The 14,942-nt window shown below is 71.8% G+C and carries 13 protein-coding genes; 8 read left to right on the plus strand and 5 right to left on the minus strand.

Annotated features, from left to right (window positions below):
- Positions 1-4: 4 nt before the first annotated feature.
- From treS to glgB, 3 genes are read left to right on the plus strand one after another with little or no spacing between them, the layout of a single operon-like run.
- Positions 5-1,768: a maltose alpha-D-glucosyltransferase gene (treS, locus tag HC031_RS26810; protein WP_167928211.1), complete on the plus strand. Its 1,764-nt coding sequence runs from the start codon at positions 5-7 to the stop codon at positions 1,766-1,768.
- Positions 1,765-3,099 carry a maltokinase N-terminal cap-like domain-containing protein gene (locus HC031_RS26815; RefSeq protein ID WP_167928212.1) on the plus strand — a complete coding sequence of 445 codons (1,335 nt, stop codon included), beginning with the start codon at positions 1,765-1,767 and terminating at the stop codon, positions 3,097-3,099. The genes treS and HC031_RS26815 overlap by 4 nt, the downstream gene beginning before the upstream one ends.
- A gap of 39 nt (positions 3,100-3,138) precedes the next feature.
- Complete coding sequence (gene glgB / locus HC031_RS26820; RefSeq protein WP_167928213.1) at positions 3,139-5,256, plus strand: 1,4-alpha-glucan branching protein GlgB; 2,118 nt, start codon at positions 3,139-3,141, stop codon at positions 5,254-5,256.
- Here the strand turns inward: glgB and glgA are convergent.
- Positions 5,253-6,470, minus strand: a complete 1,218-nt coding sequence (gene glgA / locus HC031_RS26825) for a glycogen synthase (protein ID WP_167928214.1) — start codon at positions 6,468-6,470, stop codon at positions 5,253-5,255. The genes glgB and glgA overlap by 4 nt on opposite strands.
- Positions 6,471-6,541: 71 nt before the next feature.
- On the opposite strand from glgA, the gene glgC reads away from it, so the two are divergent.
- Positions 6,542-7,774 carry a glucose-1-phosphate adenylyltransferase gene (glgC, locus tag HC031_RS26830; protein WP_167928215.1) on the plus strand — a complete coding sequence of 411 codons (1,233 nt, stop codon included), beginning with the start codon at positions 6,542-6,544 and terminating at the stop codon, positions 7,772-7,774.
- Positions 7,775-7,796: 22 nt separating this feature from the next.
- Here the strand turns inward: glgC and HC031_RS26835 are convergent, their stop codons facing one another.
- The 3 genes from HC031_RS26835 to HC031_RS26845 form a co-directional block, all read right to left on the minus strand.
- Entirely contained in the window at positions 7,797-8,267 is a 471-nt protein-coding gene (locus tag HC031_RS26835; protein WP_167928216.1) for a universal stress protein, read from the minus strand.
- 90 nt (positions 8,268-8,357) lie between these two features.
- Complete coding sequence (locus tag HC031_RS26840; RefSeq protein ID WP_167928217.1) at positions 8,358-8,627, minus strand: DUF1876 domain-containing protein; 270 nt, start codon at positions 8,625-8,627, stop codon at positions 8,358-8,360.
- Between the two features lie 98 nt (positions 8,628-8,725).
- Positions 8,726-10,090, minus strand: coding sequence for a GAF domain-containing protein (locus HC031_RS26845; RefSeq protein WP_167928218.1), 1,365 nt, complete (start codon positions 10,088-10,090; stop codon positions 8,726-8,728).
- Positions 10,091-10,499: 409 nt separating this feature from the next.
- Here HC031_RS26845 and HC031_RS26850 point away from each other — a divergent pair, with 409 nt between their 5' ends.
- The 4 genes from HC031_RS26850 to HC031_RS26865 all read left to right on the plus strand — a co-directional run bounded on the left by HC031_RS26850 (position 10,500) and on the right by HC031_RS26865 (position 14,244).
- On the plus strand, positions 10,500-11,375 hold the full coding sequence (locus tag HC031_RS26850; RefSeq protein ID WP_167928219.1) for a universal stress protein: 876 nt from the start codon (positions 10,500-10,502) through the stop codon (positions 11,373-11,375).
- A gap of 27 nt (positions 11,376-11,402) precedes the next feature.
- The gene (locus tag HC031_RS26855; protein WP_167928220.1) at positions 11,403-12,296 is read left to right on the plus strand and encodes a class I fructose-bisphosphate aldolase; all 894 of its coding nucleotides are present in this window, start codon (positions 11,403-11,405) and stop codon (positions 12,294-12,296) included.
- 23 nt (positions 12,297-12,319) lie between these two features.
- Positions 12,320-13,216 carry a universal stress protein gene (locus tag HC031_RS26860; RefSeq protein ID WP_167928221.1) on the plus strand — a complete coding sequence of 299 codons (897 nt, stop codon included), beginning with the start codon at positions 12,320-12,322 and terminating at the stop codon, positions 13,214-13,216.
- Between the two features lie 113 nt (positions 13,217-13,329).
- Positions 13,330-14,244: a universal stress protein gene (locus tag HC031_RS26865; protein ID WP_167928222.1), complete on the plus strand. Its 915-nt coding sequence runs from the start codon at positions 13,330-13,332 to the stop codon at positions 14,242-14,244.
- 8 nt (positions 14,245-14,252) lie between these two features.
- Here the strand turns inward: HC031_RS26865 and HC031_RS26870 are convergent, their stop codons facing one another.
- The gene (locus HC031_RS26870) at positions 14,253-14,921 is read right to left on the minus strand and encodes a CBS domain-containing protein (protein ID WP_167928223.1); all 669 of its coding nucleotides are present in this window, start codon (positions 14,919-14,921) and stop codon (positions 14,253-14,255) included.
- Positions 14,922-14,942 lie beyond the last annotated feature (21 nt).

Raw genomic sequence — 14,942 nt, forward strand, 5'->3', positions numbered from 1 at the left:
GAAAATGGAAGTGACGGACCACAACCCCGATCCGGTAGAAGGCAGCCACGTCGCTTCCGATGGAGTGGTTGAGCACCCGACCGCGAGTGACTTCGGGCATGCGCGGATCCTGCCCACCGATTCGAGCTGGTACAAGCGGGCCGTCTTCTACGAGGTACTGGTCCGCGCCTTCCAGGACTCCAACGCCGACGGCCTCGGTGACCTGCCGGGGCTGACCGAGCGGCTGGACTATCTGAAGTGGCTCGGGGTCGACTGCGTCTGGCTGCCCCCGTTCTACGACTCGCCGCTGCGCGACGGCGGCTACGACATCCGCGACTTCTACAAGGTGCTGCCGGAGTTCGGCACCGTCGACGACTTCGTCAACCTGCTCGACGCGGCGCACAAGCGCGGCATCCGCGTCATCACCGACCTGGTGATGAACCACACCTCCGACCAGCACCCGTGGTTCCAGGAGTCGCGCCGCGACCCCACCGGGCCGTACGGCGACTACTACGTCTGGAGCGACACCGACTCCCGGTACGCCGACGCCCGCATCATCTTCGTCGACACCGAGGAGTCGAACTGGACGTTCGACCCGGTGCGTCGGCAGTTCTACTGGCACCGGTTCTTCTCCCACCAGCCCGACCTCAACTACGAGAACCCGGCCGTACAGCAGGAGATGCTCAACGTCCTGCGGTTCTGGCTCGACCTCGGCATCGACGGGTTCCGGCTCGACGCCGTGCCGTACCTGTTCGAGTCGGAGGGCACCAACTGCGAGAACCTGCCGGAGACCCACGCGTTCCTCAAGCACTGCCGCAAGGTCATCGACGACGAGTACCCGGGCCGGGTGCTGCTCGCCGAGGCCAACCAGTGGCCGGCCGACGTGGTCGAGTACTTCGGCGACCCGGCCACCGGCGGCGACGAGTGCCACATGGCGTTCCACTTCCCGCTGATGCCGCGCATCTTCATGGCGGTGCGCCGCGAGTCGCGCCTGCCGATCTCGGAGATCCTCGCCAACACCCCGGACATCCCCGAGAACGCCCAGTGGGGCATCTTCCTGCGCAACCACGACGAGCTGACGCTCGAGATGGTCACCGACGAAGAGCGCGACTACATGTACGCGGAGTACGCCAAGGATCCGCGGATGAAGGCCAACGTGGGCATCCGCCGGCGGCTGGCCCCGCTGCTGGAGAACGACCGCAACCAGATGGAGCTGTTCACCGCGCTGCTGCTGTCGCTGCCCGGATCACCGGTGCTGTACTACGGCGACGAGATCGGCATGGGCGACAACATCTGGCTCGGCGACCGCGACGGCGTACGCACCCCGATGCAGTGGACCCCCGACCGCAACGCGGGGTTCTCGCGGGCCAACCCCGGCCGGCTCTACCTGCCGGTCATCCAGGACGCGGTGTACGGCTACCAGGCGGTCAACGTCGAGGCCCAGCGCGACAGCTCCACGTCGATGCTCAACTGGACCCGCCTGATGCTCGGCGTACGGCGCCGCCACGAGGCCTTCGCCCTCGGCGGCTTCACCGACCTGGGCGGGTCCAACCCGACCGTGCTCGCGTTCCTGCGCGAGCACGGCGAGGACGTGGTGCTGTGCGTGAACAACCTGTCCCGGTTCCCCCAGCCCATCGAGCTGAACCTGCAGCAGTGGGCCGGGTACCGGCCGATCGAGCTGACCGGACGGGTGCCGTTCCCGCGCATCGGTCAACTGCCGTACCTGCTGACCCTGCCCGGACACGGGTTCTACTGGTTCCAGCTGTGCGGCCCGGAGGAGAACGAATGAAAACCGCCGAGGCGGCGACCGCACTGCCCTTCGCCGAGTGGTTGCCGCGGCAACGCTGGTACGCCGGCCGTAACCGGACCCTGGTCGGCGTGGAGCCGGCCGTGGTGACGCCGGTGTGCGACGACATCGACCATGTTCTGCTCGACGTCACGTACGCCGACGGCGGCGTCGAGCGCTACCAGGTCTTCGTCGGCTGGGAGCGGGTCCCGCCGGCCGAGTACGCCCAGGTGGCGACGATCGGCGCGCACGACGACCGCACCGCGTACGACGCCCTGTACGACGACGACGCGGCGCGCCGGCTGCTGGCGATGATCGCGGTGGACGAGACGGTGGGCCCCCTCCGGTTCGTCCCCGAGCCCGGCGCGCGGCTGCCCCTGGACGCGCCCGCCCGGGTCGCGGACGCCGAGCAGACCAACACGAGCGTCATCTACGACACCGCGGCGATCATGAAGATCTTCCGCCGGGTGTCCGCCGGGATCAACCCGGACCTGGAGCTCAACCGGGTGCTCGCCCGGGCCGGCTGCCCGCACGTGGCCCGGCTGCTGGGCGCGATCGAAAGCCAGGACGTCGACGGTGCGCCGGTCTCGCTCGGCATGGTCACCGAGTACGCGGTGAACTCCGCCGACGGCTGGTCGATGGCCACGGCGAGCACCCGGGACCTGTTCGCCGAGGCCGACCTGCACGCCGACGAGGTCGGCGGCGACTTCGCGGCCGAGTCGTGCCGGCTCGGCGAGGCGGTCGCCTCGGTCCACCGCACGCTCGCCAAGGAGCTGGGCACGGTCCCGGCGGCGCCGCCGGTCGACGCGATGATCGAACGGCTGGCCCAGGCGGCGGCCGGCGCGCCCCAACTGGCCCCGTACGTGTCCGCCATCGCGGCGAAGTACCGGGAGGTGGGCACCCGGGAGACGCCCATGCAGCGCATCCACGGCGACCTTCACCTGGGCCAGGTGCTGCGCACCCCGCAGGCGTGGCTGCTGATCGACTTCGAGGGCGAGCCGGGCCAGCCCATCGAGGAACGTCGCCGCTCGGACTCCCCGCTGCGCGACATCGCCGGCATGCTGCGCTCGTACGAGTACGCCGCCCACCAGCTGCTCGTCACCGACCCGGACAACACGCAGCTCGCGCACCGCGCGCGGGAGTGGACCGAGCGCAACCGCGAGGCGTTCTGCGACGGGTACGCGGGCGTCGCCGGTTTCGACCCGCGCGACGCCCAGGCGCTGCTGTGCGCGTACGAACTGGACAAGGCCGTCTACGAGGTGGCGTACGAAGCCCGCCACCGTCCGACCTGGCTGCGGATCCCGCTGCAGTCGATCGAACGGATCGTGGGTTAGCCCCGAAGCGGCGAAGACAATGCCTCCTAAGGACGTGGAATGGACCAGCTGATCCGCGGCGACGTTCACGACCCGCACGCCATCCTCGGCGCGCATCCGACCGACGACCACACGGTTATCCGTACGCTGCGCCGGCACGCGACCGTGGTGCAGGTGGTGGTGGAGGCCGACGACGGCGCGCGGCGGTACCCGATGAAGCGCTGCCACGCCTGCGGGGTCTTCGAGGCGACCGTGCCCGGCCGGGTCCTCGACTACCGCATCGAGGTCGACGGGAAGGTGCACGACGACCCGTACCGGCACCTGCCCGCCCTGGGTGAGCTGGACCTGCACCTGATCCGTGAAGGCCGCCACGAGCGGCTGTGGGAGGTCCTCGGCGCGCATCCGAAAGACGGCGGTGTCGCGTTCGCGGTGTGGGCGCCCAACGCCCGCGGGGTGCGGGTCGTCGGCGACTTCACCGGCTGGGGCGACGACGACGGCTGGCCGATGCGGTCGCTGGGCGCCTCCGGCGTGTGGGAGCTGTTCGTGCCCGAGGCCGAGGTCGGCCAGCGCTACAAGTACCGGATCCTCGGCCCCGACGGCGGTTGGCGGGAGAAGGCGGACCCGCTCGCCCAGCGCACCGAGGTGCCGCCGCGCACCGCGTCGGTGATCTACCGGTCGCAGTACGAGTGGAAGGACGCCGAGTGGCTGGCCCGCCGGGCGACCAGCCGGGCGTACGCCGAGCCGATGAGCATCTACGAGGTGCACCTGGGCTCATGGCGGCCGGGGCTGTCGTACACCGAACTGGCCGACCAGCTCACCGACTACGTCACCGAGATGGGCTTCACCCACGTGGAGTTCATGCCGGTGATGGAGCACCCGTTCGGCGGCTCGTGGGGGTACCAGGTCACCGGCTACTACGCGCCGACCGCGCGCTTCGGCGACCCCGACGAGTTCCGGTACCTGGTCGACCGGCTGCACTCCGCCGGCATCGGCGTCATCGTCGACTGGGTGCCGGCGCACTTCCCGCGCGACGAGTGGGCCCTCGCCCGGTTCGACGGCACCCCGCTGTACGAGCACGCCGACCCCCGCCGGGGCGAGCACCCCGACTGGGGCACCCTCATCTTCGACTTCGGCCGCCGCGAGGTGCGCAACTTCCTGGTGGCCAACGCGCTGTTCTGGTGTCAGGAGTTCCACGTCGACGGGCTGCGCGTCGACGCGGTCGCCTCGATGCTGTACCTGGACTACTCCCGCCAGCCTGGCGAGTGGACCCCCAACCAGTACGGTGGCCGGGAGAACCTGGACGCGATCGCGTTCCTGCAGGAGATGAACGCGACCGTGTACAAGCACAACCCCGGGGTGGTCACGGTCGCCGAGGAGTCGACCGCCTGGCCGGGCGTGACCCGCCCGACGCACGCCCAGGGCCTCGGCTTCGGCTTCAAATGGAACATGGGCTGGATGAACGACACCCTCGCCTACCTGGGCAAGGAGCCGATCCACCGGCAGTGGCACCACCACCAGATGACGTTCTCCACCGTGTACGCCTGGAGCGAGAACTACGTCCTGCCGATCAGCCACGACGAGGTGGTGCACGGCAAGGGGTCGCTGGTCGGCAAGATGCCCGGCGACATGTGGCAGAAGCTCGCCAACGCGCGCGCCCTGCTGGCGTTCCAGTGGGCGCACCCGGGCAAGCAGCTGCTGTTCATGGGTTCGGAGCTCGGTGACGACCGGGAGTGGAACGAAGAGCGCGGGCTGGACTGGGGCCTGCTCGACGACCCGGCCCGCGCCGGCATGCAGCGGCTGGTCCGCGACCTGAACGTCGTCTACCGCGACACCCCGGCGCTGTGGGCGCGCGACACCGAACCGGCCGGCTTCCGCTGGATCTGCGCCGAGGACTCCGCGAACAACACGTTCTCGTTCCTGCGCCTCGCGCCCGATGTGCCGCCGCTGGCCTGCGTGGTCAACTTCGCCGCCGTTCCGCACGAGAACTACCGCATCGGGCTGCCCACGACCGGCCCCTGGTCGGAGGTCGTCAACACCGACGCCGAGATCTACGGCGGCTCCGGCGTCGGCAACCTCGGCACCGTCGAGGCCGAGGAGGTGCCGTGGCACGGCCTCCCCGCGTCGGTGGCGCTGCGGGTCCCGCCGCTGGGCGCGCTGTGGCTGCGCCCGGCTGACTAGTCTTCGAGGACGGACCGGTAGACGTCCATGGTGCGCTCGGCGATCGACGCCCAGGAGAAGTGCTCCACGGCGCGGCGGCGGCCGGCCCGCCCCATCTCGTCGGCCCGGGCCGGGTCGGCGAGCAGGTCGTTGACCGCCCCGGCCAGGTCGGCGACGAAGCGGTCGGGGTCGTTCGGGGTACCGCTGCCGTCGCTCGCCTGGTCGATCGGCACCAGCAGCCCGGTCACCCCGTCTTCGACGACCTCCGGGATCCCGCCGGTCGCGGTGGCCACCACGGCGGTCTCGCACGCCATCGCCTCCAGGTTGACGATGCCCATCGGCTCGTAGACCGACGGGCACACGAACACGGTGGCGTGCGTGAGCACCTGGATGACCTCGTCCTTGGGCAGCATCGCCTGCACCCAGACCACGCCCTCCCGGGTGGCCCGCAGCTGCGTGGCGAGCGCCTCCACCTCGGCGGCGATCTCCGGCGTGTCCGGGGCGCCGGCCAGCAGGACCAGCTGCGTGTCGGCCGGGAACGACCGGGCCGCGCGTAGCAGGTACGGCAGGCCCTTCTGCCGGGTGATCCGCCCGACGTACACCACGCTCGGCTTGCCCGGGTCGATGCCCAGCCGCGCCAGGACGTCGGTGCCGCGGTCGGGCGCGTACTGCCCGGTGTCGATGCCGTTGTGCACGACCCGGACCCGGGCCGGGTCCACGGCCGGGTAGGCGGCGAGGACGTCGCGCCTCATCCCCTCCGACACGGCGATGACCGCGTCGGCCGCCTCGATCGCGGTGCGCTCGACCCACGACGACAGCGCGTACCCACCCCCGAGCTGCTCCGCCTTCCACGGCCGCAGCGGCTCCAGGCTATGGGTGGTGACCACGTGCGGCACCCCGTACAGCAGCTTGGCGACGTGCCCGGCGAGGTTGGCGTACCAGGTGTGGCTATGCACGACGTCCGCGCCGGCGCAGCCGGCCGCCATCTCCAGGTCGACGCCCATCGTGCGCAGGGCCGGGTTCGCGCCCGCCAGCCCGGGCGGGTCGGCGTAGGCGGTGACGTCGGACTCCTCGCGCGGCGCGCCGAAACAGCGCACCCGGACGTCGGCCAGGCGGCGCAGCTCGCGCGCGAGGTACTCGACGTGCACCCCGGCGCCGCCGTACACCTCCGGCGGGTACTCCCGGGTGAGCAGATCGACGCGAACACCGCTGGCAGCAGGCGAGAAGTCGGCCACACTGGCACCATAGCGTGATCGGGATCGTTCCCGGCTGGTGCTATCCGGCTTTGATCGTTAGCGTCGATTGTATGGCTGGAAAAGTCCTCGCTATCGTCCTCGCCGGTGGTGAGGGCAAGCGGCTCATGCCGCTGACCGCCGACCGCGCCAAGCCCGCCGTGCCGTTCGGCGGCGTGTACCGGCTGGTCGACTTCGCGCTGTCCAACATCGTCAACGGCGGCTACCTGAAGGTCGTCGTGCTGACCCAGTACAAGTCGCACTCGCTCGACCGGCACATCACCCGGACCTGGCGGATGTCCAATCAGCTGGGCAACTACATCACCCCGGTGCCGGCACAGCAGCGGCTCGGCCCGCGCTGGTTCGCCGGCTCGGCGGACGCGATCTACCAGAACCTGAACCTCATATACGACGAGAATCCGGACTATCTGATCGTGTTCGGGGCCGACCACATCTACCGGATGGACCCCCGGCAGATGGTGGAGGACCACATCGCCTCCGGCGCCGGCGCGACGGTCGCCGCGATCCGCCAGCCGCTGTCCATGGCCGACCAGTTGGGCGTCATCGACGTGGCCTCCGACGGCCGGCGCATCCGCGCGTTCCGGGAGAAGCCGAAGGACGCCCAGGGGCTGCCGGACTCCCCTGACGAGATCTACGCGTCCATGGGCAACTACGTGTTCACCACCCAGGCGCTGGTCGACGCCCTGACCCGCGACGCGCAGGACATCAGCAGCCGGCACGACATGGGCGGCAACATCATCCCGATGTTCGTCGAGCGCGGCGACGCCAATGTGTACGACTTCCGCGACAACACGGTGCCCGGCAGCACCGAACGGGATCGCGGCTACTGGCGCGACGTGGGGACGCTGGACTCGTTCTACGACGCCCACATGGACCTGATCGCGATCCACCCGATCTTCAACCTGTACAACTACGACTGGCCGATCTACACCGAGAACCGGCCCTGGCCGCCGGCGAAGTTCGTACACGGCTGGCAGGAGCGGGTGGGCCGGGCGATCGGCTCCATCGTGGCGCCGGGCGCGGTGGTCTCCGGCTCGCTCGTGGAGAACTCCATCGTCTCCCCCAACGTCCACGTCCACTCCTGGGCGCACGTCGAGGGCTCGGTGCTCATGGAGAGCGTCGACGTCGGCCGGCACGCGGTGATCCGCAACGCCATCATCGACAAGAACGTCGTCATTCCGGAAGGCACCGAGATCGGCGTCGACCTGGAGCGTGACCGGTCCCGCTACACGGTCTCCGACAACGGCATCGTGGTCATCGGCAAAGGCCAGATCGTGAAGCCCTGACGCCTGCGCGGGTCCGCACACCCTACGGCGGCGATGGCACGAGCAGGATCGGGCAGCGGCTGTGCACCGCGACGTCCTGGCTGACCTGACCGAGCATCAGCGCCGGGGTCGCCCCGTCGCAGCGGGTTCCCATGACGATCAGGTCGGCCTCCCAGGCGGCGGCGAGCAGCGCCGTCGCCGGGTCGCCGATCTCGACCTCGTACTCGATCGTGGTGCCCGGGGCGAGGTCCGCCGCCACCTGCTCGACCTCGTGCCGTACCTGCTGCCCGACCGCGGTCGCCCGGCCGGACCGCACCCGCATCACCCGCGTCGGCCCGTCCATTCCCGGCGCGATCCCGGGCGGGTCGTCACGCAGGCCGAGCGTGCGTACGACGCACAGCGACGACCCGCTCTGCACCGCCTGGCGCAACGCTACGGTGAGCACCGCCGCATCGTTGTCGTACCCGCTCAGTCCAACGATGATCCAGCCGGTCCCTCGTATGTGGTGGTCCATCCTCCTGCCCCCCACCCGAGAGTCGCCGTCGGGGTTCGACAGGCCAAGGGCACATGGTCCCGGGGTTGCCGGCCGTTGGGCTCGCCGGGTTCAGCGGCTCAGCCGCACCGGCTCGTGAGTGACCGCCTGGATGTCCCGCGCCGCCGACACCAGCAGGCGCTGGCCCAGGTCACACAGGGCCCGCGCCGCGGCGAGCTCGTCTCCGATCTCCGGAATGTCCCGGTCGCTCGGATTCAGCTTGGCCCGGCCGATCCCCACCAGCCGGGTGTCCGCGCCGCTCTGTAGGCAGGCTTCCGCGTACGTGCGTCCCCCTTCTTCGTCGACGAGGACCTCGATCGTCCACCGCTTCGCCGTCGACATGGTCCACCTCCAACAGGCGCGGTTCCCGTCATCTCAACCTCGCCCGGCCCGCGCCCGGCCGTACAGGGTTAAAAGTCCCGTTCCCGGCCGCGTTCGCTTTAGTCGCCTCCGCCCGACGCGCGCAACGCGAAAACCGTGGCGCGGATATCCCGGATGATGTCGTCGATCTCCTCGACCCGATCAGTGATCATGCCTTTCACCGTGCTGTCACCGACGCGCCCCGCGACCGCCTGGATGGAAAGCCCCACGCCGAACAGCCGGTGGATCACACTGTGCTGCAGGTCCTCGCCGATACGTTGGCGGTCTTCGAGCAACCGCAGCCGCTCGGCGTCCCGGCGCGCCTCGGCCAACTCCAGCGCGAGCGCCGCCTGTCCGGCGAACGCGGCGATCATGTCGACGTCAGCGGCGTCGAACGGCCCGCTCTGCTTGGATTTCGACACGATCAGCGCGCCGATCACTCCTTTGCCGCTGGCGATCGGAGCGATCACCGCCGGGCCCACCTCGTTCAAGCGGTGCCCGGCGAGCCTGATCCGCGGGTCGCTGCGCACATCGGCCAACCGCACCGGTCGCCGCTCGGCCATCGCGATCGCCGACGCGGACCCCTGCATCGGGAAGGTCTCGCCCTGCCACGGGCGGAAGATGCCCTCCGCGACGGCGACCCGCAGCAGCCCGGGGTCGTCGGTGGGTACGGTCACGCTGGCGCCGTCGGCGGTGCTGGCGTGCGCGGCGCGCCCGACCATCCGCCGCAACGCCTGTTCCGGATCCGCGCCGGCCAGCAACTGGGCGGTGATCTCGATGAGCGCCGCCTGCCACTCCTGACGGCGGCTGGCCTCGGCGAATGCGAGGGCGTTGTCGATCGCGATCCCGGCCTCGGCCATCAGCGCGGCGCTCACGTCCTCGTCCTCGGCGGTGAACTCGTCGGCGCCCCGCTTCCCGGTCAGATACAGGTTGCCGAACAGCCGGTCGCGCACCCGCACCGGTACCCGAAGCAGCGAGGATATCGGCGGGTGAAGGTGGGGGAAGCCGACCGCACCGAAATGGTGGGCGAGGTCGTGCAGCCGTAGCTGCCGGGGCCGGTCGGCCTGCGGGCACAACACCTCCTCGGACTCGGCCAACTGGCCGATTCGGGCGGCGTCCTCGTCGTCCAGCCCCGTATAGGCGGACCAGACGAGCTGGTCGTCGCGTACCAGGCGGATGACCGCGTAGCGCGCGTGCACCAGTTCCCGCGCGCAGTCCAGGACGCGGCCCAGCAAATGGTCCATGTCCCGGACACGCGAGACCGCCAGGTTCGCCCGCAGGAGCCCGAGCAGCTGTCCACGGGTCTCACGCACGTCCTCGCCCCGCGCCGCCAACCGCCGCAGCGGCCGCTCGAGCGCGGGCCCCGCCTCCAGCGCGCCGGGGTCGGACGACTGAGGACTGCCCGGGCCGCTGCCGGTCGAGGGCCGCCGGGCGTCCTCGCCCATATGCGCCACCCCCTCCGCGCTCGCGCCCGCGGGATGCGCCGACCTCGCCGGCAGCTTCAACCCTTGCACCCGATCGCCGCACCGACCACGCTCCCGCTGGCTTATCGCGCCGTAGCAGCCTCGGCTCGCCCGGTCACAGCACGCGGCGGACCCGCGATGAGCCGACCGCGCGATCCGTGACCAAAGACCGGTTTGAGGCGGGTACAACGGCACCGTCACCGCAGCGGCGGCGGGTCGACGCTGGAGTTGACAGAAAAAGCTGGCGGCGGGCGTACACCGGTTCCGGCGCCAGCATTCACCGGCAGCGGCCCGGCACGACGTCTCGTACGCCGTGCCGGCCGATCGCGGCGCTGCCGGGCGCCATGTCCGCGTTTCCCCGACGCGGCTGGCACCGCGCGAGGGGGACCTCATGCGTACAGCGAAACTGGTCGTCGGCACCGACGGCTCGCCGCCGAGCCTGACGGCGCTGCGGTGGGCCGCCCTCGAGGCGCAGCGCCGCTGCGTCGAACTCGTGGTGGTGCTGGCCTACAACTGGCGCGCGCTGACGACCCGCCTGCTCGGCGGCTACGAGTTCCGGGAGTACATCCGGGACCTGGCCACGGCGATCGTGGACGCGGCGGTCGCCGAGGTCCGCACGATCGCGCCAAAGGTACGCGTGCGTGGCTCGGCGGTGTTCGGCGAGCCCGCGCCGGTGCTGCTCGACGCGAGCGACGAGGCCGACATGGTGGTCGTGGGCAGCCACTGCGGCGGCGGCGTGGCCCCGCCGCAGACCGGGCCGGGCGCGGGCTCGTTGGGCGTCCAGCTCGCCGCCCGCACCTGCTGCCCGGCGACGGTGGTCGTCCGCGGCCACGACGGCCGCAGCGGTGACCCGGTCGTGGTCGGGGTGGACGGCTCCGCGTCGGCCGGGTTCGCCACCGGTATCGCGTTCGAAGAGGCCGCCCGGAGGAACTGCCCGATCATGGCGGTGCGCGCCCACGACGCCAGGGTGCGGCCGCACCGGGCCGACTCCAGCGGGGCCCGGACCTGGGCGGGGCTGGAGATGGCGCTGCTGGGCGAGGTCGCCGGATGGCACGACAAGTACCCGGAGGTCTCCGTCGAACACACGATCGCCAAGGGCAGCCCGGCCGCCGTACTGACGGCCTGGTCGCGGTACGCGCAGCTGGTCGTCGTGGGCGGCCCGGACCACCGGCCCGCGTGCCGGCTGCCGGCCGGTTCGGTCGGGCGGCAGCTGATCCGCCACGCCGACTGTCCGGTCCTGCTGGCGCGCGCCCGCGCCGGCATATGACCCGCTGATCACGAACGGAGGGCGACCATGACCCGAAGGCCTCGCCTCGGCGAGATCGGTCTGAACACGGGCAAGAAAGCCCGCCTGCACCGCATCCTGCACACGTACGGCCTGGGCAACGGTACGGCCCTGTTCCTGCCGTACGACCAAGGGCTCGAACACGGCCCGCGCGACTTCTTCGCCAACCCGGCGGCGAGCGACCCCGCCTACATCGTCAAGCTCGCGGTCGAGGGCGGCTTCAACGGCGTCGCCCTGCAGATCGGCCTGGCCGAGAAGTTCTTCTGGGACTACGCCGGCGAGGTCCCGCTGATCCTCAAGCTCAACGGAAAGACCGACATCCCCTCCGACGCGCGACCGCTTTCACCGCTGCACGCGACCGTCGCCGACGCCGTACGGCTGGGCGCCGACGCCGTCGGCTACACCATGTACGTCGGGTCGCCCGCGCAGGAGGAGGACTTCGCCCAGTTCCGGGTGGTCCGGGAGGAGGCGCACCGGCTCGGCATGCCGCTGATCGTGTGGGCGTACCCGCGCGGCGAGGCGGTCGAGACCAAGGGCGGCAAGGACTCCTTCTACGCCGTCGACTACGCCGCCCGTACCGCGAGCGAAGTCGGCGCGGACGTCGTCAAGGTCAACTTCCCGCAGCCGGACAAGCGCAGCGGCGTACCCGGCGGCTACGCCGCCGAGTTCACCCCGCAGCAGGCCGTCGACGCGGTCGTGCGGTCGGCCAACCGCACGCTGGTGCTCATCTCCGGCGGCGAGAAGGCCGACGACCAGGCCATGCTCGAGAAGGCCCGCGAGGCGATGGAGGCCGGCACCACCGGGCTGATCTTCGGCCGCAACGTCTGGCAGCGCGACCACGACGACTCGCTGCGATTGGTTTCCCGGCTCAAGGAGATTCTCGCCAAGTACCCGAACGACTGAGCGCGACGCGCGAGCGGGTGGGCATGACCGGACAGGGGTACCGACCCGTCGTGGTCGGCGTCAACGGCTCGCTGTCGTCGTACGGTGCCGTGGACTGGGCGGCGCACGAGGCGCGGCGGCGCGGCACGGCGCTGCGCCTCGTCCACGTCGCGGAGCACCCCGACGAATCCACCCGACCGGTCGAGCCGACGGAGCGGTGGTCGGCGACGGCGGACGAGATCATCACCGCCGCGGTGGCGTACGCCCGCGCCTGCGTCCCCGACCTCCAGGTCACCGCCGAGCGCCTGCCCGGTGATCCGGTCGGCCGGCTGGTGGACGAGTCGAACCGGGCCACCGTCGTCGTGCTGGGCGGCAGCGGACTCGTCGGGCTCCGCGGGCTGCTCGCCGGATCGGTCGGTACCCGGGCCGCCGTACACGCGCACTGCCCGCTGGTCGTGATGCGACCGCACGTCGCGGCCGTGGCCGGCGGCGCCGATCCGCACCACGGGATCGGGCGGATCGTCGTCGGAGTCGACGATTCGCGGCTCTCCCAGGCCGCGCTCGCGTTCGCCTTCGAGGAGGCGGCGATGCGCGGGCTCGGCCTCACCGCCGTACGCGCCTGGCGCTACCCGGTCCCGGCCGGCGCCGGAGAGATCTTCTTCCCCATGTACCAGCGGGTCGATCTCGCGGGCAGCGAGCGGGAACTGCTGGCGGCGGCGATCGCTCCGTTCCAGGAGCGCTTCCCGGAGGTGGCGGTCTGTCCGGTCGCGGTGCAGGCGATCTCCCCGTCGGCGGCGCTCATCCACGAGTCGGGCGGCGCGGAACTGCTCGTGGTGGGCTGCCACGGCCGCGGCGCGCTCGCGACCCTGCTGCTCGGTTCGGTCAGCCAGGCGGCGCTGCACCGCGCCTGCTGCCCCGTGGCGGTGGTCCACCAAACGTGAGCGCGGCAGCGGCCGGCGCGGCGCTGCGCGCGGCCGCGGTCGGACCGACACTGGAGGTGATCCATCGTGGACACGCTGCCGACCGTGCGACCGAAGGCAGGCGGAAAGGCAGGATGAACGCGCAGCGCATCGTCGTCGGTGTCGACGGCTCGCAGGAGAGCCGGCGGGCGCTGGCCTGGGCGGCCGCCGAGGCCGCCGCATGCGACGGCCGACTGCTGGTCTACCGCGTCTACCCGGCCGGCCTCCCGTCGCCGGCTGCCGGCCGGTCCCGCACGCCGGCCCGGTCCGCGACCGCCGTCGTCGAGCTTGCCGACCCCGCGCTGGCACAGGCGTTGTCGTCCGTGCGGGCCCGGCTGGGCGGCGACCGGATCGAGGTGGCGACGCCCACCGGGGATCCGGGTCAGCGACTGCTCGGTGCCGGCGGCGACCTGCTGGTCGTCGGCGCGCCCCGGTCCCGGGCGATACTGCCGCGGGTCGCGCTGCCGCGCCCGTCCGTGGCGCGGTCGGTGGCGGCCGGTGCCCGCTGTCCGGTGGTCGTGGCGCGGCCGGCGGCCGGTACGCGCGGCCTGTTCGCCGGACACGTGGTCGTCGGTGTCGACGGCGGTACCGGCGCGCGGGCCGCGCTGTGCTTCGGTTTCGCGTACGCCGCGCGGCACGGTCTCCCGCTCGCCGCGGTCCACGCCGTCGGTCCGCACCACGAGACCGCGCCCGGCGACGTGTGGGTCGACGACCGGTACGCCGAGACGCATCTCGCCCCGCCGCCCGCGGCGCTGACGCTGCTCGACGAGGAGGTCGAGCCGTACACCCGGGAGCACCCGGAGGTGGCGGTGAAGCGGGCGGTCCACCGGGGCGGCGCCGTGCCGGCACTACGCCGGGCCGCCGCCGGGGCCGGACTGCTGGTCGTCGGCGCGCGCAGCCACGGCGCGGCGACGACCCTGACCGGTTCGACGGGGCTCGGGGCGGTCGGCCAGGCCATGGTCACCCACGGCGTCGGACCGGTCGCCGTGGTCCACGAGCCGGACGGCTGACCCCGTCGTCACAGCCCCGCCTCGAACACGTACCCGCCGCTGCGGTCCACCGTGTCGCGGTCGTAGGTCAGGCGATCCACCACGTCCACGACACCGGCCACCGCGCGGGTGAGGCGGACCGCGAGCCGCGCCGCGCCGCGGCTGGCGACCGAGCCGGTGACGGTCACCACGCCGTCGGCGACCTCGACGCCGATGTCAGGGGGCCCGAGGCCGAACACGTGCCCGAACACCTCGGCCAGGACGTCGTCGCGGATCGCCGCGTCCGGTCGCAGGTACACCCGCAGCAGGTCGCGTCGCGTGACGATCCCGGCCAGCCGACCCTCCGCCCCCACCACCGGCAGCCGCTTGACCCCTTCGGCCTCCATCAGCCGCGCCGCCTCCGCGATCGAGGCCTCCGGCGTGATCGTGACGGCCGGGTGGCTCATCAGCTCCGCGGCGGTGTCGCCGGCCGCCTTCGCCCGGGCCGAGCGCCGGCGTACCCGCTCCCACCGCGCCGCCCCCGGGTCGTCACCGCCGCTGAGCTCCACCTTCGGCAGCAGGTCCGCCTCGGACACCACGCCGGTGACCCGGTCGTCGGCATCGAGGACCGGCACCGCGCTGACGCCGTACCCGGCCAGCGCGTCCACGATCTCCTTGTAGGTGGCGCCTTCCCGGACGGCCACCACGGTGGTCGTCATGACGTCCTTCACCCTGGGGGT

Source organism: Planosporangium thailandense (genome assembly GCF_011947195.1).
Classification (GTDB): Bacteria; Actinomycetota; Actinomycetes; order Mycobacteriales; family Micromonosporaceae; genus Planosporangium; species Planosporangium thailandense.

Coding starts and splice junctions, on each gene's coding strand:
- HC031_RS26870 (WP_167928223.1), bottom strand. CDS start 14,921: ATGACGACCACCGTGGTGGCCGTCCGGGAAGGCGCCACCTACAAGGAG.
- HC031_RS26855 (WP_167928220.1), top strand. CDS start 11,403: ATGACCCGAAGGCCTCGCCTCGGCGAGATCGGTCTGAACACGGGCAAG.
- glgC (WP_167928215.1), top strand. CDS start 6,542: ATGGCTGGAAAAGTCCTCGCTATCGTCCTCGCCGGTGGTGAGGGCAAG.
- HC031_RS26860 (WP_167928221.1), top strand. CDS start 12,320: ATGACCGGACAGGGGTACCGACCCGTCGTGGTCGGCGTCAACGGCTCG.
- HC031_RS26850 (WP_167928219.1), top strand. CDS start 10,500: ATGCGTACAGCGAAACTGGTCGTCGGCACCGACGGCTCGCCGCCGAGC.
- HC031_RS26845 (WP_167928218.1), bottom strand. CDS start 10,090: ATGGGCGAGGACGCCCGGCGGCCCTCGACCGGCAGCGGCCCGGGCAGT.
- glgB (WP_167928213.1), top strand. CDS start 3,139: ATGGACCAGCTGATCCGCGGCGACGTTCACGACCCGCACGCCATCCTC.
- HC031_RS26840 (WP_167928217.1), bottom strand. CDS start 8,627: ATGTCGACGGCGAAGCGGTGGACGATCGAGGTCCTCGTCGACGAAGAA.
- HC031_RS26865 (WP_167928222.1), top strand. CDS start 13,330: ATGAACGCGCAGCGCATCGTCGTCGGTGTCGACGGCTCGCAGGAGAGC.
- treS (WP_167928211.1), top strand. CDS start 5: ATGGAAGTGACGGACCACAACCCCGATCCGGTAGAAGGCAGCCACGTC.
- HC031_RS26835 (WP_167928216.1), bottom strand. CDS start 8,267: ATGGACCACCACATACGAGGGACCGGCTGGATCATCGTTGGACTGAGC.
- HC031_RS26815 (WP_167928212.1), top strand. CDS start 1,765: ATGAAAACCGCCGAGGCGGCGACCGCACTGCCCTTCGCCGAGTGGTTG.